Here is a 24,044-nt window from a genome sequence, read left to right as displayed (position 1 = left end):
CGGGGCGCGCCCGCCTTAATCACCTCTTATTGCAGAAGAAAGGCACTCCCGACGGTCGCCCCCGCGCTGGTCAGCCGAGCTTGGCCTTGAGGCGCTCGTTGACGACGCCGGGATTGGCCTTGCCGCCCATTGCCTTCATCGTCTGCCCGACGAAAAAGCCGAACAGCTGGACCTTGCCGTCGCGATACTGCGCGACCTTGTCGGCATTTTCGCCGAGGATGCGGTCGATCTCGGCGTCGATCGCGCCGGTGTCGCTGGTCTGCTTCAGCCCCTCCCGCTCGACGATCGCCGCTGCGCCGTCCCCGCTCTCGAGCATCTTCTCGAACACGGTCTTGGCGATCGAGCCGCTGATCGTGCCGTCGGCGACGAGCCCGAGCAGTTCGGCGGCCTGTGCCGGCGAGACCGGACAGTCGGCGATGTCCTTGCCCAGCCGGTTCAGCGCGCCGAACAGTTCGGCCACCACCCAGTTGGCGGCGCGGACCGGCTCGGCACCGGCGTCCAGCAGCGCATCGAACCAGCGCGCGGTCTCGACTTCGGCGGTGAGCACGGCCGCATTGTAGGCGGTTATGCCGGTCGCCTCGTAGCGCTTGCGCTTGGCATCGGGCAGTTCGGGAAGCGACGCGCGGCAGTCCTCGATGAACTGGTCGTCGAGCTCCAGCGGCAGCAGATCGGGATCGGGGAAATAGCGGTAATCGTGCGCATCTTCCTTCGAGCGCAGCGACCGCGTCTCGCCCTTGTCGGGATCGTAAAGGCGGGTTTCCTGAACGATCGAGCCGCCTTCTTCGAGGATCTCGATCTGGCGGCGCGCTTCATGCTCGATCACCGCCATCACGAAGCGGACCGAATTGACGTTCTTGGTTTCGGTGCGGGTGCCGAATTCCTCGCCAGGCTTGCGCACCGAGACGTTGACGTCGGCGCGCATGGAGCCTTCCTCCATATTGCCGTCGCATGAGCCGACGTAGCGCAGGATGGCGCGCAGCTTGCGAAGATAGGCCCCCGCCTCGGCCGGCGACCGCAGGTCGGGCTTGGACACGATCTCCATCAGCGCCACACCCGAGCGGTTGAGATCGACGTAGCTCATGGTCGGATGCTGATCGTGCATCAGCTTGCCGGCGTCCTGCTCGACGTGGATGCGCTCGACCCCGATCGTCCGCGCGCTGGCTTCGTCCTTTTCGTCGGTGAGGACGGTGATCGACCCCTCACCTACCAGCGGATGGTAGAGCTGGCTGATCTGGTAGCCCTGCGGCAAATCGGCATAGAAATAGTTCTTGCGGTCGAAGCGCGACCATTTGTTGATCTGCGCATCGATCGCGAGCCCGGTACGAACCGCCTGGCGGATGCACTCGCGGTTCGGGACGGGGAGCATGCCGGGCATGGCGGCGTCGACCAAGCTGACCTGCGTGTTGGGCTCCGCGCCGAAGGCCGTGGCGGCCCCGCTGAACAGCTTGGCGTTGGAAACCACCTGGGCGTGGACTTCGAGGCCGATCACGACCTCCCAGTCCCCGGTTTCACCCTTGATGCGATACGGTGCGTGTGCGTCGGCCATGGGCGATGCTCTTTCCGGCACTGGGGCCGTGGGTCAAGGCCCGCGTATCTCCGCGCGGGGCGCATAGGCCGCACCGCCGGCCGGAACATCGCTCATCACGAGGGCCATCGGGCCGATCCGCGCGCCATCGCCGATGGTCACCTCGCCAAGGATGGTCGCCCCCGGCCCGATCTGGACCCCATCGCCGATCGTGGGTGCCTGGCCGCGATATTCGCCGATGGTGACGCCCTGGAAGATGTCGCAATTGCAGCCGATCCGGGAAGCGACATTGATCGCCACTCCTTGGCAATGCGGGATCTGCAGCCCCCCGCCTATCCGGGTGCGAAGCGGGATCGAGGCGCCGCTCACCACCGACCAGAAGCGCCAGCGGAAGAAGGCCGAGGTCCAGCGGAGAAAGGCGATGGGCCCGGATCGATCGCGCGAGGCCTGGTAGGCGCGAATGGCCCCCAGCAGCGACTTGTAGGGCGCCCATTCGAACAGGCTGCGCTTGCGTTCGCGTGACCAGTCGGGCGGCGTCACGGGCACTTCGGGCAGATCAGCCGACGAAGCAGGTTCGGATCACAGGCCCTGCTGTCCCGCCCGGCCGCGCCTTTCCCTGTCCGCAGCGACGGCAAGGGCGTGAACCACGACATCGAACAGGGCGCCGATCACCACCATTTTTGGGGACGGGCGGTAAAGCCTGCGCGTTCCTCGATCGCGAGGCCGGCGTTCAGAATGCCCTGCTCGTCCATTTCGCGCCCGATGAGGTGCAGGCCAAGCGGCAGCCCCTGCGAGTCGAGCCCGCCCGGAACGCTCATCGCCGGAAGCCCGGCAAGGCTGGCGGGCACCGCGAACACGTCGTTCAGATACATCGCCAGCGGGTCGCTCATCTTCTCCCCGATCCCGAAGGCCGCGCTCGGCGCGGTCGGGGTAAGGATGAAGTCGCACTTCTCGAACGCCTCGGCGAAGTCGCGCTTGATCAGCGCGCGGACGCGCTGCGCCTTGGTGAAATAAGCGTCGTAGAAGCCGGCCGACAGCACATAGGTGCCGATCATGATGCGGCGCTTCACCTCGGCGCCGAAGCCGGCGGCGCGGGTCGCGGCGTACATCGCGTCGAGGTTGCCGCCCTCGGGCGTCTCACGCAGCCCGTAACGCACACCGTCATAGCGGGCGAGGTTGGACGAAGCTTCGGCGGGAGCGATGATGTAATAGGTGGGAAGCGCGTATTTGGTGTGCGGAAGGCTGATCTCGACCACCTCGGCGCCCGCGTCCTTGAGCCAGGCTATGCCCTGATCCCACAGCGCGTTGATCTCGCCCGGCACGCCGTCGATGCGATATTCCCTGGGAATACCGACCCGCTTGCCCTTGAGGTCGCTCGACAATCCCTGCTCCCACGCCGGAACCGGCGCGTCGATCGAGGTGGCGTCCTTGGAATCGAACCCGCTCATCGCTTCGAGCAGGATCGCGCAATCGCGCACCGTGCGTGACATCGGCCCCGCCTGGTCGAGCGAGGAAGCGAAGGAGACGATGCCCCAGCGCGAGCAGCGGCCGTAGGTCGGTTTGATGCCGGTGATGCCAGTGAAGGCGGCCGGCTGGCGGATCGAACCGCCGGTATCGGTCCCGGTGACCCCTGGCGCGAGGCCTGCCGCGACCGCCGCCGCCGAACCGCCCGAGCTTCCGCCCGGGGTCAGCGCCGCATTGCCGCCATCGCTGCGCTTCCACGGGCTGATGACCGGACCGTAGGCGCTGGTCTCGTTCGACGAGCCCATCGCGAACTCGTCCATGTTGAGCTTGCCGAGCATGCCCGCGCCGGCGTCGCGCAGCTTGCCCGACACCGTGCTCTCATAGGCCGGCTTGAACCCGCCTAGGATCCTGCTGCCCGAGGTCGTGTCGACTCCGACCGTCGCGAACAGGTCCTTGATGCCGAGCGGAATGCCCGACAGCGGTTTGAGGTCGCCCGACTGGCGCGCCGCATCGGCAACGTCGGCGCAGGCCAGCGCATCGTCCGGGGTTTCGACCGTATAGGCGTTGAGCGACCGGGCGGCCGCCACCGCGGCGTTGAAATTCTCGGCGATCTCCCGCGCGGAGAAGTCACCGGCGCGAAAGCCGTCGCGAAGCTGGGTCAGCGTAAGGGTGGTAAGGTCGGCCACTATTCGATCACCTTCGGCACCGCGAAGAAGCCATGCTGCGCGTCGGGCGCGTTGAGCAGCACCTTGTCGCGGACGTTGCCGCCGGTCAGCGGATCGGCGTCGATCACGTCGTCGCGCAGGCGAAGCTTCTGGTCGATCACCGTGGCGAGCGGCTCAATGCCCGAGGTGTCGACCTCGCCGAGCTGCTCGACCCAGCCGAGGATGTTGTTCAGTTCGGGCACCAACGCATCCACTTCCGCGTCGCTCATGGCGAGCCGCGCGAGTTTGGCGATGTGCCGCACGGTGGCGGTATCGACGGACATGTCCGGGGCGTTAGCGAGAGGGAGCCGAGCCTTCAACTCCCCCTTGCCAAGCAGGGGCGCCGAGCGTCAGCGCGGACGGCGATCCTTGCGGTTCTCGCGCCGCAGTTCGCGGGTATCCTGACGCTGGTCGCGATTATAGTCGCGGCGGTCCTCCCGGCGGTCGGCGCGATACTGCTCGCGGGTCACCTGGCCGGCTTCCAGCGCGCCGCGATCTTCGCGCCGCTCGACCCGATAGTCGCGGCGATCGTCGCGTCGCTCGGTCCGATACTGACGATAGTTTTCGCGCACGGCGGGATTGCGGCTGCGCAGGACCCGCTGCTGTTCCCAGTAGCGGCGCTGGCTGTCGCTGATCGGATACGGGCGGCGCTGGCGGTCGTAGACATAGGCGCCGGTGCCCGGATAATAATAATTGTTGTACCAGCCGCCGCCGTAAGGCTGCGAATAACCGCCATAGGGCGAACCGTAGGCGCCATAGGTACCGTAGGTGCCGTAGGGCGAGCCGTAGGCGCCGTAACCGCCGCCGTAGTAGGGATCGTAGTAACCCGACCCGACACCCACCGAGGCGCCATAATAGGGATCAAGGGTCGCGCAGCCCGACAGGCCTACGGCACCCGCGGCGACCAGCGCCAGATTTCGAACAAGGGACATGGGAACGCTCCGTACAGCCCCCCGGCCTGCGTCCTGCCTCGGCCCATCGGCTTGAACCGGAGGTGAACTGGAGTGTCCCCGTCTGTTCGTCAGCGCCCCGCGCTCAGCCCTTCTTGGCCGCAATGTAGGCGTTCACCTGGCTTTCCAGCACATCGAGCGGAAGCGCGCCATTTTCGAGCACCGCGGCGTGGAAATCGCGGATGTCGAACCGGTCGCCAAGCTCGCGCCTGGCCTTTTCGCGCAATTCGAGGATCTTCAGCTGGCCGACCATATAGCTGGTCGCCTGCCCCGGATTGTTGAAATAGCGCTCGACCTCGCGGACCGCGTCGGCGCGGGACAGCGGCGCATTGGCCATGAAATAGTCGATCGCCTGCTCGCGGGTCCATTTCTTGTCGTGGATGCCGGTGTCGACCACCAGCCGCACCGCGCGCCAGACCTGCGTCGACAGCAGCCCGAATTCGCTGATCGGATCCTTGTAGAAGCCCATCTCCTTGCCGAGGCCCTCGGCATAGAGGCCCCAGCCTTCGGCATAGGCCCCATAGATGCCAAACCGGCGGAATTTGGGGATCGCGGGCAGTTCCTGCGCCAGCGCGATCTGGAAGTGATGGCCCGGCGCGCCCTCGTGATAGCTGCGCGCCTCGAGCTGAGGCTTCGATACGTCCGCCATGTTGGCGAGGTTGGAATAATAGATGCCCGGGCGCTTACCGTCTTCGGAAGGCTGGTTGTAGAAAGCGACCGAGGCCGTTCCCTCCCGCCACTTCTCCACCGCGCGCACCTCGAGCGGTGCCTTGGGAAGGCGGCGGAAATAGTCGGGCGCCTTGGCCATCGCTTGCGCGATGAAGCCCTGCGCATCGCTGATGTAGGCGGCACGGCCCGCATCGTCGTTGGAGTAGCGATACTTGGGATTGGTGCGCAGCTCATCGAAGAATTGGCGGAGCGTGCCCTTGAAGCCGACCGCGTTCTTGATCCGCTCCATCTCGCCCTGGATGCTCGCCACCTGACGAAGGCCAAGCTGATGGATCTGCTCTGCCGTCATCTCGGTGGTGGTCGAGTTGCGGAGGCGGTTGGCGTAATAGGCTTGGCCGTCAGGAAGGCTCCACGCGCCGTTGTTGTCTTTGGCGAGCTTCTCGGTCTGGTTCCAGGTCGCGAGGAAGGTGCGATAGCCGTTCTGGAACGGCCCGGTCAGCGCGTCGCGCGCCGACGCGAGCAGGCGATCCTTTTCCGCCTGCGGCACGTCGAGCTTGCCGACCTTGGCCCGGAAGTCCGCATAGACCGGGGCGTCGGCACCCTTGGTGAAGGGAGCGCCCGAGAGCACCTTTTCGGCATCGCGGCGGACCGGCGCGAAGTTGAAGGCTGGCGGGACGATCCCCGCTGCGGTCTGCGCCTGCATGTTGGCGCTGATCTCGTTCATCACCCGCTCGACCGCGCGCAGCCGCGAGATATAGGCCTCGGCATCGGCGACGCTGTCGATCCGGTGGTTGTTGATCATGAAGACCGGAATGTTGCCGGTCGGGCTGCCGTTGGTGCTGGCGATGAAGCCGTACCGCCGCCAGCGATAATTCTCCTGGCTCTGCTTGATGTCCGATTCGAACAACCGGTAGCTGAGCAGCCCACTGGGGCTGAGCCTGGCGGGATCGAACTGCGCCTGCATCGCGGCAAGCTGGCGCTGCGCCAGCGCCTGGCCCTGTTCCGAGAAGGCATCGGTATAATCGTTGAGTTCGCCGTAGCGGTCCTTGCGGCCAAGGCTGGTCAGCCCCTGGGGCGAGCGGGCGACGCGCTCTTCATAGGCGGCATCGAGGAAAGCGGTGAGCTTCTGGTCCTCGGCAGCGGGATCGCTGGCCGGCGCGGCGACGATCGGCGCAGGCGGCGGCGCGGGCGTCTCGATCGCGGCCTCGCGCGGGGCCGTCGAACAGGCAGCGGTGGTCAGGAGAAGAAGGGCGGAAAGCTTGCTCTTGAACATGGGTGCCTTTCACTTGATCGCCGCGAAGCCAAGCCGCACCCGGCCTTCAAGTCAACTTGGCTTTGGCGCTCCCCTCCCCTACCTGCCCCGCCATGTGCGCGCGTCGCTTCCTCATCATCATCTTCCTCCTCACCCTGCTGGTCGTCGCCGGCGCCTTTGCGGTGTTCCAGTTCGGCGGAACGGTGCTGCGCCAGCAGGCGCTTCCGACCGTGCCATTCGAGGCTCCCCCGGCCGCCAGTGGTCCTGACTATGTGCAGGTCGATAACTGGCTGAACCTGCCCGACACGGTGCCGCCCGGCTCTGCCGAATGGCTGCCCAAGGGCATCGGTGCCGAGCCCGCGGGCAAGGTCGAGGCAGCGACCTTTTACATTCATCCCACCACCTACCTGCAGCGGGATCGCTGGAACGCCCTGCTCGGCGACCGCGAAAGCCAGGCCCGTGCACAATTGTTCGTGCGCAGCCAGGCGAGCGCGTTCAACTTCACCCGTGTCTACGCGCCCAAGTACCGGCAGGCGGCATTCGGCGCATTCCTCGACTCCGGCGAGGACGCGACCGCCGCGCTTGACCTTGCCTATTCGGATATCCTGCGCGCCTTCGACCGCTTCCTGCTGCAGGAGCCGACCGCCCCGATCATCCTTGCCGGGCACAGTCAGGGCGCGCTTCACCTGACCCGCCTGCTCCGCGACCGGGTGGCGAAGGACCCGGCGCTGCAGAAGCGCATCGTCGCCGCCTATGTCGTCGGCTGGCCCGTCAGCCGGGCCGCGGACCTGCCCGCGATGGGCCTGGGTGCCTGCCGCAACAATCTCGACAATCGCTGCCTCGTGTCGTGGCAGACCTATGCCGAGCCTGCGAACACCGACCTCATCACCGGCGCGTTCGAGAAGACGACCGGCTTCAACGGCCAGCAGCGCCGGCGTCAGGACATCATCTGCTACAACCCGCTCAGCGGCTCCGACGATTCGGGCGTGACCGGCGAGATCGGCAATTTCAGCCGCAACGACGGGACGCTGGTCCCGATCGACACGACCCTCAGCGACGCCAACCTGGTGCAGGGAGAGGTCGGCGCCTTGTGCCGCGACAATTTCCTGCTGATCGCGGGGCACGACGACAAGTTGCCGGACCTTGGCCCTTACGTGCTGCCGGGCAACAACTACCATGTCTACGATTTCGCCCTGTTCTGGGCGAACATTCGCGCCGACGCGCGGGGCCGCGTCAACGCCTTCAAGCCATGATCACCAGCGCAGCCGCCGACTTCCGCACCGCGCTGCCCGATGGCGGCGTTCTGGCGGGGCTGGATGTCGGAACCAAGACCATCGGCCTTGCCCTGTGCGATGCAGGCTGGAGCTTCGCGGGCCCTGCCGAAACCATCCGCCGGACGAAATTCACCGCCGACCTGCAGCTGTTGCGCGCCTTCATCGCGCGGCACGGGGTGAAGGGCCTGGTCGTCGGCCTTCCGCTCAACATGGACGGCAGCGATTCGCCGCGCACGCAGTCGACCCGCGCCTTTGCCCGCAATCTCGGGCCCCTCGATCTGCCGCTGCTGCTGTGGGACGAGCGCTGGTCGACGCAGGCGGTGGAGCGGGCGATGATCGCCGCCGACGTCAGCCGCGCCAAGCGTTCGGAAGCGGTCGACAAGCTCGCCGCCGCGCATATCCTGCAGGGCGCGCTCGATGCCCTTTGCATGTTGCCCCCAGCGGTCTAGCAGAGCGCCTCGTGGACCTTATTTCCGTTTCATCGCTGACCGACGCGCAGCTTTCGCGGCTGTTCGCCGACGCGCAGGACTATGCCTCGGATCGCAACGCCGGGCGGGGTCGCCTCGCCGGGCGCACGGTATTCAACTGCTTCTACGAGAACAGCACCCGCACCGCGATGAGCTTCGCGCAGGCCGCCGCTCGCCTCGGCGCGCAGGCGATCACCCTGTCGGTCGAACATTCGAGCGTGAAGAAGGGCGAAACGCTGGCCGATACCGCGCGCACGCTCGGCGCGATGGGGCCCGACGCCCTGGTCCTGCGGCACCGTCAGAACGGCGCTGCGGACGAGGTGGCGGCGCTGGTCGACTGTCCGGTGGTGAATGCCGGCGACGGCACCAATGAACATCCGACCCAGGCCCTGCTCGATGCCCTGACGCTTCAGCAGCATTTCGGGACGCTCGAGGGCCGCACGGTCGCGATCGTCGGCGACATCAAGCACAGCAGGGTCGCCCATTCGAACGCGCTGCTGCTGCCGCGGCTTGGTGCGACGGTGCGGGTCGCGGGCCCCCCGGCGCTCCTCCCGGCCGATACGCAAAGCCATGCGATCGACGAAGCGATCGACGGGGCAGACGCGGTGATGATGCTGCGCGTCCAGCGCGAGCGGATGGACGAGGATCTCGGCGACGCGCCGGGCGAATATTTGCGGCTCTACGGCCTGACGATGGAGCGGCTGGCGCTCGCCAGGCCCGAGGCGGTGGTCCTCCATCCCGGGCCGATGAACCGCGGGGTCGAGATCGCCGACGAGGTCGCCGACCTCGCGCAACGCTCACTTATCCTGCGTCAGGTCGCGAACGGCGTCGCGATGCGCATGGCCGTTCTGGAAATGCTGGTCAGCGAAGCTTAGCGGCTGGCGAAACGCACCGGAGCGTCACCCGCGGCGCTGCGGACGAAGCAGGTCGAGCCCTTGGCCTTCAGCTGCGTGCAGAGCTGACGCGCTTCGCCGTCGCTGGCGAAACCCTTGAGGCTGAGGCGGTAGAAGGTCCCGCGCGTGTCGCTGAAGCGGGCGCTGGCCGGAATGTACGCCGACAGGCCCTTGTGCTGGCGCGCGATCTTCGACCAGGCGATCTTCACCCAGGCTTCGCTGCCATAAGCGCCAAGCTGCACCACCGTCTTGCTGTCGCCAAAGCGCCTGGCGGCGGAGCGGCGGAGTTCGGCGACCTTGGGCAGGCTGTTGCCGGCCCGCACACGCTCGGCCCGAAGGCTGTCGACCATTGCGCCGACGTCGGGCGCGGAGGCCATGACGGGCGCAGCGGGCTCGGCCGCAGGCATTGCGGGCACGGCAGGTTCGGCTGCGGCCATCTCGACCGGTGCGGGCGGGGCTGCAGCTTCGACCATCGGGGCAGGAGCCGGATCGGCCGCTGCAAGCACGGGAGCGCCTGGTGCTTCGGCCAGGCGGACGGCTTCGGCCCTAGCGGGCGCACGAAGCGCGAGGCGGACCGGCATCCCGGCATCGACCGAGGCAGGTGCGCTTACGCCGATCAGCGAGGCGACCTGCGTCGCCGACGCGCCCGGACGGGCAAAGGTCGCCCATTCGGCCATCCGCTGTTCGAGTTGGTCACCCGAAAGATCCTGTGCCGCGACCTGCCGCGCCTTGGTCCAGTCGCCACCGAGCGCATAGGACAGCGCGAGGTTCTGCCGGACGCGCGCATCGGCCTCGCCGCCACGAGCGGCGGCTTCGAGCATGTCGACGGCCACCCCCGGACGACCGGCAAGCGCAAGGGCAAGACCGGCGTCGGCCGGGCTGATCACCTGCGAATAGGTGTCGATCGTCGCGGCAGCGGCCTCACCGCGGCCTTGGGCGGCCTGCGCCAGCGCGAGCTTGAGCGGAACGCCGACCTGGTTCGGATACATCGCCAACGCATCGGCGAAAGCCGCCTCGGCCGAGCGGAAGCGACCTGCCGCCAGATAGGCATTGCCGAGCAGTGCCCGGAATGCCGCATCGTCGGGGCTCTTTTCGACCGCGCGCTCGGCAAGGCTGATCGCGCTTGCCGTGTCACCCTGCTGCAGCGCGAGCTGTGCGCGGGTGGCGATGCCGACATTGCTGTTCTCGGCCATGCCACCGAAGTGGCTCTTGCCACCGCCCATGGCGCAACCCGTGACGGCGACGGCCAGAACGATGCTGGAAGCGGCCAGAAGTGCGGACTTGGGGGTGACCATGTCGGTTATCCTTTACTCGCCAGGCGCTCGGGAGCGCGGCTGGCCATGGCATCGAGTTCGGGCATGGACGCCAACAGCTCGTCGAGAGCGCGGGTGACCAGCTGCTGCGCGGAGGTGCCGGTGACCGCGCAGGCAAGGCGAAGCTTGAGGTGACGATCCTGGTCGAGGCGCAGGGTGAAGGCTGCCTTGGCCTTGCCGGCCGACGCGCGGCTGCGCGGGACCTGCGGGACGGCCGCGACGGGCTTTGCGAAGACAGGAGCGGCGACCGGCGCGCGCTCGGGCTTCACCTGCAGCACCGGCATGACCGGTGCGGCTTCGANCGGCTTCGGCTTCGGCTTCGGCTTCGGCTTCGGCTTCGGCCTCGTGTGCGAAATCGCTACGGAGCACTTCGCTGAGCGGCGGAACATCGGCGGGCACCGGTTCGGCGGTGTCGTCCATGTCCTCGACCGGTTCGCTGACCAGTCGCTGGACAAGTTCTTCCTGCACCGCATGGACTGGGCTGGCGGGGGTCAGGCCAAGCGCGGGATTGGCGCGCTGCATGACCGGGCTGTCCTCGCCGTTGACGACCGGCTGCAGCACGGGCCGCGGCGGTTCGAAGCCCATGTCGTTCCAGCCGAGGTCTTCGAGACCGCTGCCCATCTGGCCGAAGCCTTGGGGTCGCATGGCCGGCCGCGCGGCTCCCTTGCGGGCGAGCAGGCCCGACGAGAGGGAGGCGAAGGGCTTGGGTTCGCTCTTCATCATGGGATGTACGCCCCTACTCAGCCGACCACGCGGCGGCCGAAGCCACCGACGGGACGCGGTGCTGCCGCGCCGATGCCGGGCGACGCGCCCGGGGCGGCAAATACCGTGCGGCGGAAATTCTTCTCGAGCCGGTCGGATATATATTCCCACAGCTCGACGACCTCGTTGGCCGACTTGCCCTTGGGATCGACTTCCATGACCGTGCGGCCGTCGATCATCGAGGCGGCAAAATCGGTGCGGTGGTGAAGCGTGACCGGGGCCACCGTGCCATGCTGCGACAGCGCAACCGCCGCTTCATAGGTGATCTTGGCCTTGGGCGTCGCCGCATTGACCACGAAGATCAGCGGCTTTCCGGCGCGTTCGCAAAGATCGACCGTGGCGCCGACGGCGCGCAGGTCGTGCGGGCTTGGACGGGTCGGGATGACGATCAGCTCGGCCACCGCGATCACGCTCTGGATCGCCATCGTGATGGCCGGGGGCGTGTCGATCACTGCCAGGCGGAAGCCCTGCTGGCGAAGGACCTCGAGGTCGCTGGCGAGCCGGGCGACGGTGGTCTGCGCGAAGGCGGGCATTTCCGTCTCGCGCTCGTTCCACCAGTCGGCAAGGCTGCCTTGCGGGTCGATGTCGATAAGGCAGACCGGGCCCGCGCCCGCCAATTGCGCCTGCACCGCCAGGTGGCCGGAGAGCGTGGTCTTGCCCGATCCCCCCTTCTGCGATGCCAAAGCCAGAACGCGCATTCCGATCCCCTCGGGTAAGGTGCTTGTGTGCTCCGTCCGAAATGGCCCTTCAGACCTAAAATCAGGTTAACGCCGGCGCGGCGCTGGTTTAGGCTCGGCGACGGATCGGGGAGAGGTGAATGCGTAATGGCTTGTTGCTCGCGCTAGTGCTGCTGGCGTCCGCGTCCCCCGCTCCTGCACAGAGCGTGCGCGCCGGGATCGATGCCTGGTCCGCGGGCAAGCCCGACGAGGCCGTCGCCATCTGGCGCCCGCTCGCCGCCAAAGGCCAGGCCGATGCCGCCTTCAACCTCGGCCAGGCCTACAAGCTCGGGCGCGGCGTTCCCGCCGACCTTGCCGAGGCGCAGCGTTATTACGAGCAGGCGGCCAAGGCCGGCCACCTCGAAGCGCAGACCAGCCTTGGCCTGCTCCTGTTCCAGAATGGCAATCGCACCGCGGCGCTGCGCTGGCTGAAGGCCGCGTCCGACAGCGGCGAACCGCGTGCCATGCTGGTCTATGGCACCGCGCTCTTCAACGGAGACGGCGTTGCCGAGGACCGCGTCCGCGCTTATGCCCTGGTCAGCCGCGCCGCCGCGCAGGGACTGGCCCCGGCGCGCGCCACGCTCGACGAGATGAACCAGCTGATCCCGCTGGAGGAACGGCAAAAGGGCGTCGCCATGGCGCAGCGACTGGTGAATAGCGGCGGGCCATCGGCCAAGCCGACCAAAACCGCGCCGGCCAAGGTTGCCGCTGCCCCTGCAGCAAAGCCGCCTGTTCCGGGGACCCCGGGCCCGGCCGCGAGTGGTGCCTTTCGCATCCAGCTGGGCGCGTTCGGAACGCCGGCGGCGGCGCAGCGGCTGTTCGGACAGCTCGGAGCCAGCCTCAGGGGCGCGCGCATGACACTGGTGCCGTCGGGGACGATGACGCGCCTTCAGGCAGGTCCCTATGCAACGCGTGCAGACGCCGCTGCCGCCTGCGCGGCGCTGAGGCCGCAGCCCTGTTTCCCGGTGCCCGCGCGCTAGCCCTCAGCTGGCGGCCCACTCCGCCTTGGGAATGCCCTGCGCCCACAAAAGCGCGGTCAGGTCGTTGTGCCGGATCCGCGCCGCGGCCTGCGCCTCAAGCTTGGGCTTGCCGCGGAAGCTGACGCCGAGCCCCGCTTCGACGATCATCGGCGCGTCATTGGCGCCGTCGCCCACCGCGAGCACCTCCGCGTTGGCGAGGCCAAGCTGCTCGCGCCGCTCGACCAGCGCCTGCGCCTTGGCCGACGCATCGACGATGGCGCCGGTCACCCGGCCGGTGAGGTGACCGTACATGCTTTCAAGATGGTTGGCCCTCACCTCTTCGAAGCCCAGCTCGGACGCCACGGGATCAGCGAAATCGTGGAACCCGCCGGTCACCAGCAAGGTGCGAGCGCCCCGCGCCCGCATGGTCTGCACCAGGGTACGGGCGCCGGGGTTATGGGTGACACGCTCGGTCCGGCAGCGTTCGATGCAGGCGGTGCCAAGGCCGTTCAGCTCGGCGACCCGGGCATGGAGCGCTTCTTCAAAGTCCATCTCGCCCTGCATCGCGCGTTCGGTGACGGCGGCGATCTCGGCCTTCTTGCCCGCGAAGTCGGCCAGCTCGTCGATGCATTCCTGGCCTATCATGGTCGAATCCATGTCCGCGACGAGCAGTCGTTTCTCCCGCTCCTCGGCCAGCTGGACGACCACGTCGATGCCGGGAAGCGCGGCTTCGAGCCGGTCGCGCAGGGCGCGCCAGTCGTCGACCGGGCCGAGCAGCAGGTCGGCGGCATCGCCGGGATCGATCCACTTGACCTCGCCGCCGCCGGCAACTTCCACCGCGCGGGCGAGATCGTCGTCTCCCAGCCGTCCTGCTGCTATCAGCGTGGCAATGAACAAGGGCGCTCCTCCTCTTTGCGTCATCGCAGGGCCAACCGCGAGCGGCAAGACGGCCCTGGCCGTTTCACTTGCCAAACGCACGAACGGCGCGATCGTCAACGCCGATAGCGCGCAGGTCTATCGCGACCTCCGCATCCTCAGCGCGCGCCCCTCCGATGCGGAGATGGAAGGGGTCGAACATCTGCTGTTCGGCCACCGCGATGGCGCGATCGCCTGCAGCGCCGCCGCCTGGGCGAGCGAGGCGAAGGCGGCGATCGCCGACCTGCGGGCGCGCGGCAAGCTGCCGATCCTCGTCGGCGGCACCGGCCTTTACCTTCGCACCCTGCTCGACGGCATCGCCGAGGTCCCGCCGATCGACCCCGCGATCCGCGCCGAGGTCCGGGCCGCGGCGGTCGGCGACAACCACCGGCGCCTGGCCGAACACGACCCCGAGGCAGCCACTCGCCTGCATGCCAATGACACCGTCCGCGTCGCCCGCGCGCTGGAGGTGGTGCTTTCATCGGGCGCGACCCTCAGCAGCTGGCAGGGGCGCACGGTCGGCGGCATTCGCGACGACGTAGGCCTGTTCGGGACGGTACTGATGACCGATGCAGCGCTTCTCGCGTCGCGGATCGATCACCGCTTCTCCCAGATGATCGACGGCGGGGCGCTTGACGAAGTCCGCAACCTCCTCGCCCGCAACCTGTCGCCTTCCCTGCCCGTCATGCGCGCGATCGGGGTTCCGGAAATTGCCGCCTACCTGCAGGGTGACCTCGATCTTGGTGCAATGATCGCTGCCGGCCAGCGCGCGACGCGGCAATATGCCAAGCGGCAGCGGACCTGGTTTCGAGGTCAGGAGCTTGGGCTTCCGCTCGAAGGCGATGCCGACGCCGCCTTGCCGAGGCTGCTTGCGCTCGCCAAGGAACGGTAATGCTGAACGATGCCGACCTCGATCCCGCGCCAATAAAGGGCCGCACCGTCGCCATCATCGGTTTCGGCAACCAAGGCCGGGCCCAGGCGCTGAACCTGCGCGACAGCGGCATCGCGGTGCGGGTCGGCCTGCGCCCCGGCAGCGCTCGCGCGGGCGATGCTGCGGCGGAGGGCCTGACGGTACTGACGCCGGTCGAGGCCGCGGGGGAAGCCGATATCGTCGTGCTTCTCGCGCCGGACGAACATCTGCCCGCCATCTACGCCGAGATCGCCCCCGCGCTGAAGCAGGGTGCCGCGCTCGGCTTCGCGCATGGCCTGTGCGTCCACTATGGCCTCATCACGCCCCGCCCCGACCTCGACGTCATCATGGTCGCGCCCAAGGGGCCCGGCGCGGCGCTTCGCCGGCTCTATACCGAAGGCCGTGGCATGGTGGCGCTGGCCGCCGTCGCGCAGGATGCGACGGGCCAGGCGTGGGCGCTTGCACTCGCTTATGCCAAGGCACTTGGGTCGGGCCGTGCCGGTGCCGGTGTTGTCCGCTCGACCTTCGAGCAGGAAACCGTGTCCGACCTTTTCAACGAAGCAGCCGTCGTGTGGGGCGCGGTCCCTGCGCTTCTCGAAGCAGGGTTCGAAACCCTCGTCGATGCCGGGATCGACCCCCAGCTCGCCTATCTCGAATGCGTCAAGGAACTGAAGCTGCTGGCCGACCTCGTCGAGGCGCGCGGAATCGCCGGCATGCGCGAGGCTATCAGCAATACGGCCGAATTCGGCGCCACGCTGGGCGGGCCGCGGGTGGTCGATGGGGCGGTCAAAACGAGGATGGCGGCGATGCTAAGCGAACTGCGCAGCGATGGCTTCGCCCGGGCCCTGTCCGAGGAAGCGGCGACCGATTATCCCCGCCTGCGCGCCGAGCGGCGCAAGGCTTCAGCCTCCGCCCTCGAAGCTGCCCGCAAGTCCCTGCTGTAGCCGCGAGAATTCAGCCGACCACGTCGCGTTCGGGCCAGCGTTCGCCCACGCTCGCGCGTTCGACGTAAACCCGCTGGAGGCGCCGGTGAACGCCCGCAGCGACCGGGTCGGTCGACTTCTCCGCCCGCTCCTGCTCCTCGGCGGCGCGGCGCGCGAAATAGATGCGGCTGTCCTCGACCATGGCCTGCCCTTTCCCGGGATCGGAGACGAAACCATAGCAGAAATCCGCCAGAAATGAAAAAGGGCGCCCGGACCAGCCGGACGCCCTTCTCAAGACCCCTGGAAGAGGGTCGTTCGCTTAGAAGCGGGTACCGAGCGTCGCCACGACCTGATGACGGCGGACGTCCTGCTCATAGTCGCTGAAGCGATATTCGCCGCCGACATAGGCCTTGCCCATCAGCGCGAACTGCGCGCCGGCGCCGATGCGATAGCCGTCGAGGTCCTGCTTGGCACGAAGGGTGCCGCTTTCGGCCTCGAAACGGGCATTGGTGTAGCCGCCCTTAAGGTAGACGTTGCTACCGTCGGCGCCCAGCGGGACGCTGACGCGGCCACCGGCGTACAGGTCACGGCCCGCACGCAGGGTTCCGGCCGCGTTGCGCTCCTTCATGGTCGAATCGGCGGCTTCGAGATCGATACCGAGCGACGCGCCGTTGCTGAGCGCGAAGTCGTAACCTGCACCGACGCCGTAAGCGACGCCTTCGTCCTTGAAAGTGCCCTTGATGCCGTTCTCGTTGACGTTGATGCGCGGCGCATCATAGCCGACCAGCGCTTCGACGCGGGGGCCCTGCGGGGCCTGGGCAAGCGCCGGAGTGGCGGCCAGGGCAGCAGAGGCAACAGCGGTCAGCGCGACAAACTTGTTCACAGATATTCTCCTGATCTTTTCATTGGAGCAGCCCAAAGCAACTCACTGCTCACGGCAAAGATTGGTGCCGCGAGCCTGATGTAAAGATGAACAGGAGAAGAAGTTGCGCCGTTAATGAAAGCGAAAGGCAAATACCTTGCCGCTGCCACGATGATGAACATCAGTTCATCTTCGAACCGCCGAACATGAACACAGGTTCAGCTTTCCAGGCACATCGATGTTACTTGCCGCGCTTCTTTCGATGGCTGTCGAAGTCGAGCACGCTGTTCTCGCCTTCCTGCCCTTCGAGCAGGCCAAGGCGCCGCGCGACTTCCTGATAGGCTTCTGCCTCGCCGCCCAATCCCTGACGGAAGCGATCCTTGTCGAGCTTTTCGCCCGACCGCATGTCCCACAGGCGGCAGCCGTCGGGGCTGATCTCGTCGGCAAGGATGATGCGCGAGAAATCATTCTCCCACACCCGCCCGAATTCGAGCTTGAAATCGACCAGGCGAATGCCGATCGCCGCGAACAGGCCGGCCATGAAGTCGTTCACGCGGATCGCCATGTCGGCGATGTCGTTCATTTCTTCCTGCGTGGCCCAGCCGAAGCAGGCGATATGCTCGTCGGCGACCATCGGATCGCCAAGCGCATCGTCCTTGAGGTAATATTCGATAATCGTGCGCGGCAGCTGCGTGCCTTCCTCGATGCCGAGGCGCTTGGACAGTGAGCCGGCGGCGACGTTCCGCACCACCACCTCGATCGGCACGATCTCACACTGGCGGATCAACTGCTCGCGCATGTTGAGGCGGCGGATGAAGTGCGTCGGCACCCCGATTGTCGAAAGCGAGGTGAAGATATGCTCGGAAATGCGGTTGTTGATCACGCCCTTGCCGCTGATCGTGCCGCGCTTCTGCGCGTTGAAGGCGGTCGCATCGTCCTTGAAATACTGGATCAGCGTGCCCGGCTCCGGACCCTCGTAGAGGATCTTGGCCTTGCCTTCGTAGATCTGGCGGCGGCGAGCCATGAGCGTAAGCCTTCAACTAGAGGAGAATGTGGAGCGCCATAGAAGGCGGCCGCCTTTTGGGCAACGAAGCAGCGCCTTCAGACGAAGATGGCGACGGTCTGCCGGCCCGCAAGGATGCGGCGGCCCGAAGCGTCCCAGAGGTCCATCGCCTGGCGCGAATAGCCCTCGCCCGTGCTCTCCGAGGTCGCGCGGCACAGGTACCAGGCGGCGGCGTCGTCAGGCCGGCGGTCGAGATCGAAGCTCCACGAGAGGGAGCTGATGACCCCGAGTTCGGGAAACACCGGCATGGACGCGGGCGGCAGCACATCCGCCAGCGCGATCAGCGAGACCAAGGGATCGGCCCCGTCCGCGTCGCGCATCCTCGCCCACATCAGGAATTCGGGATCGCCGCCACTGTAGGGCAGCCCGCCCGAGACGTGGCGGATGTCGTAATTGGCGGCAAAGGTCGGCCCCTGCCCCTGTTCCAGCACCGCGGGGAGATCGTCGGGTCCGGGCGCGGCCGGCACTGCTACCCGCTCGTGCGTCACCTTCGATTCCCGCGCGGCGCCGCAAAAGAAGGTCAGCCGCGCCGCCAGCCCGGCGTCGCCATGCACATCGACGCCGATCGTGGTCGCCGACTTGCCGCGCCGAAGCACCTGTGGCGCAAGCGTCAGGCGGCCCGCGGCAGGGCCTACGAAGGCCGCGTGCACCGACCGAAGCGGCGGCAGGTCGGGCAATTCGCGCACTGTCGCTGCCCAGCCGAGGGCGGCGGTCATGCCGCCGTAAAGGGTCCGCCCCTGGCTCCAGCTTGGCGGAGCGTCGAGCGACAACGGGCTTCCCGACAGGGAATCAACGACAGCGGCAAGGGAGGGATGATCACTCATTCCCATGTCTTGCGAGGAGCCCGGCGACGAAGCAATCCGTTGCGCATCATCAGCGCCGCGGATCGCTTCGTCGTGTGAGCGGAAGCGTTACTTGCCGCCGAGTGCCTCGCTCAGCCCCGGTGAGAATTCCGCGCCATGCGGGACCTTGGCGGTCGACTTGGCGATCGTGTCACCGATCGGTTCGGCCCGCCCGCCGAGGCACTTGGCGAGGAAGTTCTCGGTCACCGCGTTGAAGGCGATGTTGTTGACCGGGCGCGCAAAGCCATGCCCTTCGTCGGGGAAGAGGACATAGGTGACCGGAATGTTGCGGCTGCGCATCGCGTCGACGATCTGCTCGCTCTCGGCCTGGTTGACCCGCGGATCGTTGGCGCCCTGCCCGATCAGCAGCGGCCGCTGGATCTTGTCAGCCTTGTAGAGCGGTGAGGCTGCCTTGAGCAGCGCCAGCCCTTCGGCCGAGGTGGGATCGCCCATCCGCTTGTAGAACTGGACCTTGCCCGCTTCCCAATAGGGCGGGATGGTCTTGAGCAGGGTTTCGAGGTTCGAGGGACCGACGATATCGACGCCGCAGGCGAAGGTCGTAGGCGTGAAGGTCATCCCGGCGAGCGTCGCGTAGCCACCGTAGCTGCCGCCCATGATGGCAACCTTATCGGGCGCGGTCACGCCCTGCTTGACCGCCCAGTTCACTGCGTCGAGCAGGTCGTCGTGCATCTTCAGGCCCCACTGAAGATTGCCCGCATTGGTGAAGTCCTTGCCGAGCCCGGTCGAGCCCCGGTAATTCACCGACAGCACCGCATAGCCGCGGTTCGCGAGCCACTGGTGGTAGCTGTTGAAGCCATAGCTGTCGCGCGCCCACGGGCCGCCGTGGACGAACAGCACCAGCGGTGCAGGACGGTCGGCCTTGCCGTCGCGGTTGGCGTCCGAACTGGCCGGAAGAGTCAGGTAGGAAACGAGATCGAGCCCGTCCCGGCTCTTGATCACCACCGGCTGCATTGGGACCAGCGGGGCACCCGCCAGCTTGGGCCGCGATTCGAACAGGGGGGTCAGGCTCTTGGACTTGCGATCGTAGAGATAGGTCGTCGAAGGCTTGTCGGAGGCGACGGCCGCCAGCACCCATTTGTCGTCCGCCCGGGTCCGCGAGGTGACGACCCAGTCGCCCGGGAATTGCTTGTTCAGCAGCGCGACGTCGGCTGCGACCGCGCTGCCGAGGGGTTTCCAGTCCTGCCGCAGGTAATCGACCGTGTAGGCTTCGACCTGGCCGGTCGACGGATTGGTCAGCACGTCGCCGATATCCGCCTTGGCGTCCTGCGCAACGACCTTCTTGGCCCCGGTAGCGACGTCCTGCGCGATCAACGCCGCGGTGTTCCGGCCGCGGCTATCGGTCCAGTAGAGGGTCTTACCATCGGTGGTGAAACCGAGCGGGTTGGTTGTGAGGCTGTCGTCGAGCGCGACCTGCTCGAGCGGCTTGCCCTCTACCTTGTTGTCGATGACGCGGTAATAGTCGGACCCGCCATCGGTCCGGCTTTTTAGCGCGCCGCGCACCACGAGATTACCGTCGGCGACGAAGCCCGCATAATCGCCCATGTTCATCAGCACCGGGGTCAGCTTGCCCGTGGCAAGGTCGAGGCTGTGAACGTCGTGCCATTTCGCATCGCGATTGTTGACGCCGACCAGGATGCGACCGGGAACAAGCGGAGAGATTCCGACGATCTGGACCCGGGTCTTCTCGAACGGGGTGAGAAGCTTCTCGGCACCCGATGCAACGTCGACGCCGTAAAGCAGGAAGTTCTCGTCCCCGCCCTTGTCCTGGATGTAGAGCACGGTCTTGCTGTCGGGCGCCCAGAAATACTGGCGGATCGGGCGCACCTTTTCACTGGTGATCGGCTTGGCTGCGCCCGGGTTGGCGGCCGGCGCCAGCCAGACGTTCATCACGCCGTTCACCGGCGCGGTCCATGTCAGCCACATGCCGTCGGGAGAGATTTGCCCGGCCGCGCGCTCCGGATTGCCGAACAGGACATCGCGAGGGATGATCGGCACGTTCGATTGAGCCGTCGCGGCCCCAGTCAAAAGGCAGGCAGCAGCAGTGGCGGCTAGAAGCATCGAGCGCATGGTTAAATTCCCCTGTTCGACCGAGTCGAAATGGCAGTTTAACCTAAATCAGTCCCCCTGAAAGCGATTGCTGCGAGGGAAACCGAGCGGGGCCATGCGCCCGCTAGCGCCGCGGATCGCGCGCCACGGCGTAAGGTCGTTCTCGCTCCGCGTGCGTCCGCTGTCGCCGCCCATCGACCAACTCAGCCCCTCGCCGGCCTTGAGCATGGCGACATCGGCAAGCCCGCCGTCACGATAGCGCTGCAACTGCACCCCCGATCCGCGGCCCATTTCGGGCAGTTCGGACAGGTTGAAGACCAGCAGCTTGCGATTGTCGCCGATCACCGCGACCGCCTCCGCGCCCTCGGGCACCAGCCGCAGCAGCTGCAGCTTTGCGCCGGGACGCAGGTTCATCAGTTGCTTGCCCTTGCGGGTCTCGGCCAGCACCGCTTCGCCGCTGGTGAGGAAGCCGCGCCCGTCGCTGCTCGCCGCGATCAGTCGCGCGGCCGGCTTCACCACAAGCATCGCGGCGATCTCGACTTCCGCCGGGAGGTCGAGCGACAATCGCACCGGTTCGCCAAAGCCCCGGCCGCCGGGAAGCTTGTCGCCCCCCAGCGTATAGACGCGGCCATTCTCGCCCGCGATCAGGATCTTGTCGGTAGTCTGCGCATGGAGCGGCCGTCCCCACAGCTCGTCGCCCTCCCGGAACTTGAGCGTCGCAAATTCTTCGGGCGCGAGATGCCCCTTCATCGCCCGAATCCAGCCACGTGCCGAGAGGATGACGGTGATCGGCTCCTTCTCGATCATCGCCGACCAGTCGATCTCGGCGCGGGCGGCGAGCGCTTTCTCCTCGATGGTGGTGCGGCGCGGGTCGGCGAACTTGGCCTTGACCCCTTCCAAATCCTTCTTGAGCCGGTTGCGCTGCCGCCGCGGGCTTTCGATCAGGCCGAGCAGATCCTCGCGCTCCTTGGCGAGCGACGTCCGCTCCTTGGCGATCTCCATCTCCTCGAGCCGCCGCAAGCTGCGCAGCCGCATGTTGAGGATCGCCTCGGTCTGCCGGTCGGTGAGGCCGAATTCGGCCATCATCACGACCTTGGGCTCATCCTCGGTGCGGATGATTTCGATCACCCGGTCGAGGTTGAGATAGGCGATCAGGAAGCCGTCGAGCAGTTCCAGCCGGTCCTCGATCTTGCCGACCCGCGTGCGCGAGCGGTTGAGCAGCACTTCGATCTGGAACTGGAGCCAGGCGGTCAGGCAGCTCTTCAGGCCCATCACGCCGGGCGTGCGATGCTGGTCGAGGACGTTCAAATTCAGCGGAAAGCGGATTTCGAGGTCGGTGAGCCGGTAGAGGCTTTCGAGCAGCAGCGCCGGGTCGACCGTCCGGCTGCGCGGCTCGAGAACGATGCGCAAATCCTCAGCGCTTTCGTCGCGCACGTCGGCAAGGATCGGCAGCTTCTTGTTGCCGATCAGTTCGGCGATCTGCTCAATCAGCTTGGCCTTCTGGACGCCGTAGGGGATTTCGGTGACGACGAGATCCCAGCCGCCGCCCTTTTCCTTTTCCTGCGAGGCCCGCGCCCGCAGGCGGAAGCTGCCACGGCCGCTTTCATAGGCCGCAAGGATGGTCTCGCGCGCATCGACCACCAGCCCGCCGGTCGGGAAATCGGGTCCCGCCACAAAGTCCATCAGGTCGCGGGTCTCGGCGGCCGGATTGTCGATGAGGTGCATCGCCGCGTCGATCAGCTCGCCGACATTGTGCGGCGGGATGCTGGTCGCCATGCCGACCGCGATCCCGCTCGCCCCGTTCGCCAGCAGGTTGGGAAACAGGCCCGGGAAGACTTCGGGCTCTTCTTCCTCGCCGTTGTAGGTCGGCCGGAATCCGACCGTGCCTTCGTCGAGGCCGTTCATCAGCTGGGCCGCGATCGTGGTCAGCTTGGCTTCGGTGTAGCGGTAGGCCGCGGCGTTATCGCCGTCGATGTTGCCGAAATTGCCCTGCCCGTCGACCAGCGGATAGCGCAGTGCAAAGCTCTGCGCGAGGCGGACCATCGCGTCGTAGACCGACTGGTCGCCGTGCGGATGGTACTTGCCGATGACGTCGCCGACGACACGCGCGGACTTCTTGTAGGCGCCGGCGGGATCGAGCCGCAGCAGCCGCATCGCCCACAGCAGCCGGCGGTGGACCGGCTTCAGCCCGTCGCGCACGTCCGGCAAGGAACGGGCGGTGATTGTCGACAGGGCATAGACGAGGTATCGCTCCGACAGAGCGGCGTCGAAAGGAACCTCGATCTCGGTATCGCTGGGCTGCATCCGCCCGGTTTAGCTCAGCCCTCGGTCATCCGCCACGGGGGAAAGCGACGCGCTTCGCCCGCGCGATAGAGGAAGATGATGTTGCCCGCCGGATCGCGCAGTCGTGCCTCGCGCCACAACCACGGCTGGTCGCGCGGACCGTGCTCGAAGACCAGTCCGGAGCGGGCCAGCACCTCGACCCGATTGTCGAGATCATCGCATTCGAAATAGACCGCGGTGGTCGGCGCGATCTCCTCGTCGGGATCGATCTGGACCGAAAACGTCGCTCCGCCCCACGTCTCGAACCGGGCATAGCCGTTGACCGGGCTGTCGACGATCTGCCTGAGGCCAAGCTTGGTGTAGAAAGCGACCTGCTTGGCGTAATCCTTGCCGGTCACCGTGACCTGGTTGAGCCGCGGGCTGCCGCCGACGTCGAGGCGGACCTGACCCTGCCCCATCGGCCCATGCCCCTGGCCAAGACCCGGCGCTTCGAGCAGCGACAACCGCACGAAATTGCGCGCCTGCGCCACCGCGTCGGGGAGCCGTAGCCCCTGCCCCAGGCCGAAGGCGATCGCGCTGGCCAGCGTACAGCCGGTGCCATGGCTGTGCGGCGTCTCGATCCGGGTACCCTGCCAGCTGGTGAGATTATCTTCCTCGATGAGGGCGTCGGCCACCGCTTCGCCCTCGTCGTGCCCGCCCTTTACCAGCACCGCGCAGCGATGCCTGCTGACGAGGCCGAGCGCGCCTTCGACCGGATCTTCCTTCCCGGTCAGCCGGGTGAGTTCGGGAAGGTTGGGTGTGGTGACCGTCGCCAGGTCCATCAGCTGCCCGAAAGCGGCGATCGTGGCATCGTCGGCCAGCGCCGCCCCGCTGGTCGCGATCATGACCGGATCGAACACCAGGGGCACCCGCGGTTCCATCGCCGCTAGCCGCTCGGCGACCATCCGCGCGGTGAAGGCCGAGCCGATCATCCCGATCTTGATCGCATCCACGCCAAAGTCGCTGACCACTGAATCGATCTGCGCCAGGACGATCTCGGCCGGGACGGCATGCACCGCATCGACGCCGAGGCTGTTCTGGGCCGTGACCGCCGTGATCGCGGTCATCGCATGGCCGCCAAGCATGGTGACCGTCTTGATGTCGGCCTGGATACCCGCGCCGCCCCCGCTGTCGGAGCCGGCGATGATCAGGATTCGCGGAATCGCCTTGCCGGTCATAACCCCTGCCCTGC

24 protein-coding genes are annotated in these 24,044 nt (G+C 67.0%); 6 read left to right on the top strand and 18 right to left on the bottom strand.

Annotated elements, in window-relative coordinates; all coding sequences use genetic code 11:
- Positions 1-70: 70 nt before the first annotated feature.
- From gatB to ABD729_RS10615, 6 genes are all read right to left on the bottom strand, one after another.
- Positions 71-1,546, bottom strand: coding sequence for an Asp-tRNA(Asn)/Glu-tRNA(Gln) amidotransferase subunit GatB (gatB, locus tag ABD729_RS10640; RefSeq protein ID WP_344710222.1), 1,476 nt, complete (start codon positions 1,544-1,546; stop codon positions 71-73).
- A 33-nt stretch (positions 1,547-1,579) separates the two neighbouring features.
- Positions 1,580-2,065, bottom strand: coding sequence for a serine acetyltransferase (locus tag ABD729_RS10635; RefSeq protein WP_344710221.1), 486 nt, complete (start codon positions 2,063-2,065; stop codon positions 1,580-1,582).
- A gap of 128 nt (positions 2,066-2,193) precedes the next feature.
- Positions 2,194-3,675 (bottom strand): Asp-tRNA(Asn)/Glu-tRNA(Gln) amidotransferase subunit GatA, encoded by a 1,482-nt coding sequence (gene gatA / locus ABD729_RS10630; protein WP_344710220.1) that lies wholly within the window; start codon positions 3,673-3,675, stop codon positions 2,194-2,196.
- Positions 3,675-3,977 carry an Asp-tRNA(Asn)/Glu-tRNA(Gln) amidotransferase subunit GatC gene (gene gatC / locus ABD729_RS10625; protein WP_344710219.1) on the bottom strand — a complete coding sequence of 101 codons (303 nt, stop codon included), beginning with the start codon at positions 3,975-3,977 and terminating at the stop codon, positions 3,675-3,677. The genes gatA and gatC overlap by 1 nt, the downstream gene beginning before the upstream one ends.
- A gap of 66 nt (positions 3,978-4,043) precedes the next feature.
- The gene (locus ABD729_RS10620) at positions 4,044-4,625 is read right to left on the bottom strand and encodes a hypothetical protein (RefSeq protein ID WP_344710218.1); all 582 of its coding nucleotides are present in this window, start codon (positions 4,623-4,625) and stop codon (positions 4,044-4,046) included.
- A gap of 103 nt (positions 4,626-4,728) precedes the next feature.
- The gene (locus ABD729_RS10615) at positions 4,729-6,585 is read right to left on the bottom strand and encodes a DUF885 domain-containing protein (RefSeq protein ID WP_344710217.1); all 1,857 of its coding nucleotides are present in this window, start codon (positions 6,583-6,585) and stop codon (positions 4,729-4,731) included.
- Positions 6,586-6,677: 92 nt separating this feature from the next.
- Between ABD729_RS10615 and ABD729_RS10610 the strand changes: the two genes are divergently transcribed.
- Genes ABD729_RS10610 through ABD729_RS10600 form a run of 3 tightly spaced genes read left to right on the top strand, consistent with a single transcriptional unit; the run spans position 6,678 to position 9,180 of the window.
- A complete protein-coding gene (locus ABD729_RS10610; RefSeq protein ID WP_344710216.1) occupies positions 6,678-7,817 on the top strand; it encodes a DUF3089 domain-containing protein in 1,140 nt (379 codons plus the stop codon).
- On the top strand, positions 7,814-8,287 hold the full coding sequence (ruvX, locus tag ABD729_RS10605; RefSeq protein WP_344710215.1) for a Holliday junction resolvase RuvX: 474 nt from the start codon (positions 7,814-7,816) through the stop codon (positions 8,285-8,287). The genes ABD729_RS10610 and ruvX overlap by 4 nt, the downstream gene beginning before the upstream one ends.
- Before the next feature lie 11 nt (positions 8,288-8,298).
- Positions 8,299-9,180, top strand: a complete 882-nt coding sequence (locus ABD729_RS10600) for an aspartate carbamoyltransferase catalytic subunit (RefSeq protein ID WP_344710214.1) — start codon at positions 8,299-8,301, stop codon at positions 9,178-9,180.
- Here the strand turns inward: ABD729_RS10600 and ABD729_RS10595 are convergent.
- The 3 genes from ABD729_RS10595 to ABD729_RS10585 all read right to left on the bottom strand — a co-directional run bounded on the left by ABD729_RS10595 (position 9,177) and on the right by ABD729_RS10585 (position 11,971).
- The gene (locus tag ABD729_RS10595; RefSeq protein ID WP_344710213.1) at positions 9,177-10,493 is read right to left on the bottom strand and encodes a tetratricopeptide repeat protein; all 1,317 of its coding nucleotides are present in this window, start codon (positions 10,491-10,493) and stop codon (positions 9,177-9,179) included. The genes ABD729_RS10600 and ABD729_RS10595 overlap by 4 nt on opposite strands.
- Before the next feature lie 5 nt (positions 10,494-10,498).
- The gene (locus ABD729_RS10590; RefSeq protein ID WP_344710212.1) at positions 10,499-10,795 is read right to left on the bottom strand and encodes a hypothetical protein; all 297 of its coding nucleotides are present in this window, start codon (positions 10,793-10,795) and stop codon (positions 10,499-10,501) included.
- Between the two features lie 456 nt (positions 10,796-11,251).
- Complete coding sequence (locus ABD729_RS10585; RefSeq protein ID WP_344710211.1) at positions 11,252-11,971, bottom strand: AAA family ATPase; 720 nt, start codon at positions 11,969-11,971, stop codon at positions 11,252-11,254.
- 119 nt (positions 11,972-12,090) lie between these two features.
- Between ABD729_RS10585 and ABD729_RS10580 the strand changes: the two genes are divergently transcribed.
- Positions 12,091-12,969 (top strand): SPOR domain-containing protein, encoded by an 879-nt coding sequence (locus tag ABD729_RS10580; RefSeq protein WP_344710210.1) that lies wholly within the window; start codon positions 12,091-12,093, stop codon positions 12,967-12,969.
- Between the two features lie 3 nt (positions 12,970-12,972).
- Here the strand turns inward: ABD729_RS10580 and serB are convergent, their stop codons facing one another.
- Positions 12,973-13,845: a phosphoserine phosphatase SerB gene (serB, locus tag ABD729_RS10575; protein ID WP_344710209.1), complete on the bottom strand. Its 873-nt coding sequence runs from the start codon at positions 13,843-13,845 to the stop codon at positions 12,973-12,975.
- Here serB and miaA point away from each other — a divergent pair.
- Positions 13,838-14,755, top strand: a complete 918-nt coding sequence (miaA, locus tag ABD729_RS10570; protein WP_344710208.1) for a tRNA (adenosine(37)-N6)-dimethylallyltransferase MiaA — start codon at positions 13,838-13,840, stop codon at positions 14,753-14,755. The genes serB and miaA overlap by 8 nt on opposite strands.
- Positions 14,755-15,717 carry a ketol-acid reductoisomerase gene (ilvC, locus tag ABD729_RS10565; RefSeq protein ID WP_344710207.1) on the top strand — a complete coding sequence of 321 codons (963 nt, stop codon included), beginning with the start codon at positions 14,755-14,757 and terminating at the stop codon, positions 15,715-15,717. The genes miaA and ilvC overlap by 1 nt, the downstream gene beginning before the upstream one ends.
- Before the next feature lie 10 nt (positions 15,718-15,727).
- Here the strand turns inward: ilvC and ABD729_RS10560 are convergent, their stop codons facing one another.
- From ABD729_RS10560 to thiD, 8 genes are all read right to left on the bottom strand, one after another.
- The gene (locus tag ABD729_RS10560) at positions 15,728-15,898 is read right to left on the bottom strand and encodes a hypothetical protein (protein WP_344710206.1); all 171 of its coding nucleotides are present in this window, start codon (positions 15,896-15,898) and stop codon (positions 15,728-15,730) included.
- A 117-nt stretch (positions 15,899-16,015) separates the two neighbouring features.
- Positions 16,016-16,579: an outer membrane protein gene (locus tag ABD729_RS10555; RefSeq protein ID WP_344710205.1), complete on the bottom strand. Its 564-nt coding sequence runs from the start codon at positions 16,577-16,579 to the stop codon at positions 16,016-16,018.
- Complete coding sequence (locus tag ABD729_RS10550) at positions 16,576-16,740, bottom strand: hypothetical protein (RefSeq protein WP_344710204.1); 165 nt, start codon at positions 16,738-16,740, stop codon at positions 16,576-16,578. Before ABD729_RS10550 ends, ABD729_RS10555 begins: the two co-directional genes overlap by 4 nt.
- Positions 16,741-16,799: 59 nt before the next feature.
- Entirely contained in the window at positions 16,800-17,582 is a 783-nt protein-coding gene (purC, locus tag ABD729_RS10545; RefSeq protein ID WP_344710203.1) for a phosphoribosylaminoimidazolesuccinocarboxamide synthase, read from the bottom strand.
- 77 nt (positions 17,583-17,659) lie between these two features.
- The gene (locus ABD729_RS10540) at positions 17,660-18,445 is read right to left on the bottom strand and encodes a thioesterase family protein (RefSeq protein ID WP_344710202.1); all 786 of its coding nucleotides are present in this window, start codon (positions 18,443-18,445) and stop codon (positions 17,660-17,662) included.
- Between the two features lie 87 nt (positions 18,446-18,532).
- The gene (locus tag ABD729_RS10535; protein WP_344710201.1) at positions 18,533-20,479 is read right to left on the bottom strand and encodes a S9 family peptidase; all 1,947 of its coding nucleotides are present in this window, start codon (positions 20,477-20,479) and stop codon (positions 18,533-18,535) included.
- A gap of 120 nt (positions 20,480-20,599) precedes the next feature.
- On the bottom strand, positions 20,600-22,834 hold the full coding sequence (gene parC, locus ABD729_RS10530; RefSeq protein ID WP_344710200.1) for a DNA topoisomerase IV subunit A: 2,235 nt from the start codon (positions 22,832-22,834) through the stop codon (positions 20,600-20,602).
- Between the two features lie 14 nt (positions 22,835-22,848).
- Positions 22,849-24,030 carry a bifunctional hydroxymethylpyrimidine kinase/phosphomethylpyrimidine kinase gene (thiD, locus tag ABD729_RS10525; RefSeq protein ID WP_344710199.1) on the bottom strand — a complete coding sequence of 394 codons (1,182 nt, stop codon included), beginning with the start codon at positions 24,028-24,030 and terminating at the stop codon, positions 22,849-22,851.
- Positions 24,031-24,044: the final 14 nt, after the last annotated feature.

This window comes from Sphingomonas humi (genome assembly GCF_039536725.1).
GTDB classification, from domain to species: domain Bacteria; phylum Pseudomonadota; class Alphaproteobacteria; order Sphingomonadales; family Sphingomonadaceae; genus Sphingomicrobium; species Sphingomicrobium humi.
The sequence above is the reverse complement of the archived record's forward strand: the minus strand, read 5'-3'. Positions and strand labels throughout refer to the sequence as shown.

What these genes read in the sequence shown, in the direction of transcription:
- gatB (WP_344710222.1), bottom strand. Translation starts at nt 1,546, where the DNA reads ATGGCCGACGCACACGCACCGTATCGCATCAAGGGTGAAACCGGGGAC.
- gatC (WP_344710219.1), bottom strand. Translation starts at nt 3,977, where the DNA reads ATGTCCGTCGATACCGCCACCGTGCGGCACATCGCCAAACTCGCGCGG.
- ABD729_RS10620 (WP_344710218.1), bottom strand. Translation starts at nt 4,625, where the DNA reads ATGTCCCTTGTTCGAAATCTGGCGCTGGTCGCCGCGGGTGCCGTAGGC.
- ABD729_RS10615 (WP_344710217.1), bottom strand. Translation starts at nt 6,585, where the DNA reads ATGTTCAAGAGCAAGCTTTCCGCCCTTCTTCTCCTGACCACCGCTGCC.
- ABD729_RS10610 (WP_344710216.1), top strand. Translation starts at nt 6,678, where the DNA reads ATGTGCGCGCGTCGCTTCCTCATCATCATCTTCCTCCTCACCCTGCTG.
- ruvX (WP_344710215.1), top strand. Translation starts at nt 7,814, where the DNA reads ATGATCACCAGCGCAGCCGCCGACTTCCGCACCGCGCTGCCCGATGGC.
- ABD729_RS10595 (WP_344710213.1), bottom strand. Translation starts at nt 10,493, where the DNA reads ATGGTCACCCCCAAGTCCGCACTTCTGGCCGCTTCCAGCATCGTTCTG.
- ABD729_RS10590 (WP_344710212.1), bottom strand. Translation starts at nt 10,795, where the DNA reads ATGCCGGTGCTGCAGGTGAAGCCCGAGCGCGCGCCGGTCGCCGCTCCT.
- ABD729_RS10585 (WP_344710211.1), bottom strand. Translation starts at nt 11,971, where the DNA reads ATGCGCGTTCTGGCTTTGGCATCGCAGAAGGGGGGATCGGGCAAGACC.
- ABD729_RS10580 (WP_344710210.1), top strand. Translation starts at nt 12,091, where the DNA reads ATGCGTAATGGCTTGTTGCTCGCGCTAGTGCTGCTGGCGTCCGCGTCC.
- miaA (WP_344710208.1), top strand. Translation starts at nt 13,838, where the DNA reads ATGAACAAGGGCGCTCCTCCTCTTTGCGTCATCGCAGGGCCAACCGCG.
- ilvC (WP_344710207.1), top strand. Translation starts at nt 14,755, where the DNA reads ATGCTGAACGATGCCGACCTCGATCCCGCGCCAATAAAGGGCCGCACC.
- ABD729_RS10560 (WP_344710206.1), bottom strand. Translation starts at nt 15,898, where the DNA reads ATGGTCGAGGACAGCCGCATCTATTTCGCGCGCCGCGCCGCCGAGGAG.
- ABD729_RS10550 (WP_344710204.1), bottom strand. Translation starts at nt 16,740, where the DNA reads ATGTTCATCATCGTGGCAGCGGCAAGGTATTTGCCTTTCGCTTTCATT.
- purC (WP_344710203.1), bottom strand. Translation starts at nt 17,582, where the DNA reads ATGGCTCGCCGCCGCCAGATCTACGAAGGCAAGGCCAAGATCCTCTAC.
- ABD729_RS10540 (WP_344710202.1), bottom strand. Translation starts at nt 18,445, where the DNA reads ATGAGTGATCATCCCTCCCTTGCCGCTGTCGTTGATTCCCTGTCGGGA.
- parC (WP_344710200.1), bottom strand. Translation starts at nt 22,834, where the DNA reads ATGCAGCCCAGCGATACCGAGATCGAGGTTCCTTTCGACGCCGCTCTG.
- thiD (WP_344710199.1), bottom strand. Translation starts at nt 24,030, where the DNA reads ATGACCGGCAAGGCGATTCCGCGAATCCTGATCATCGCCGGCTCCGAC.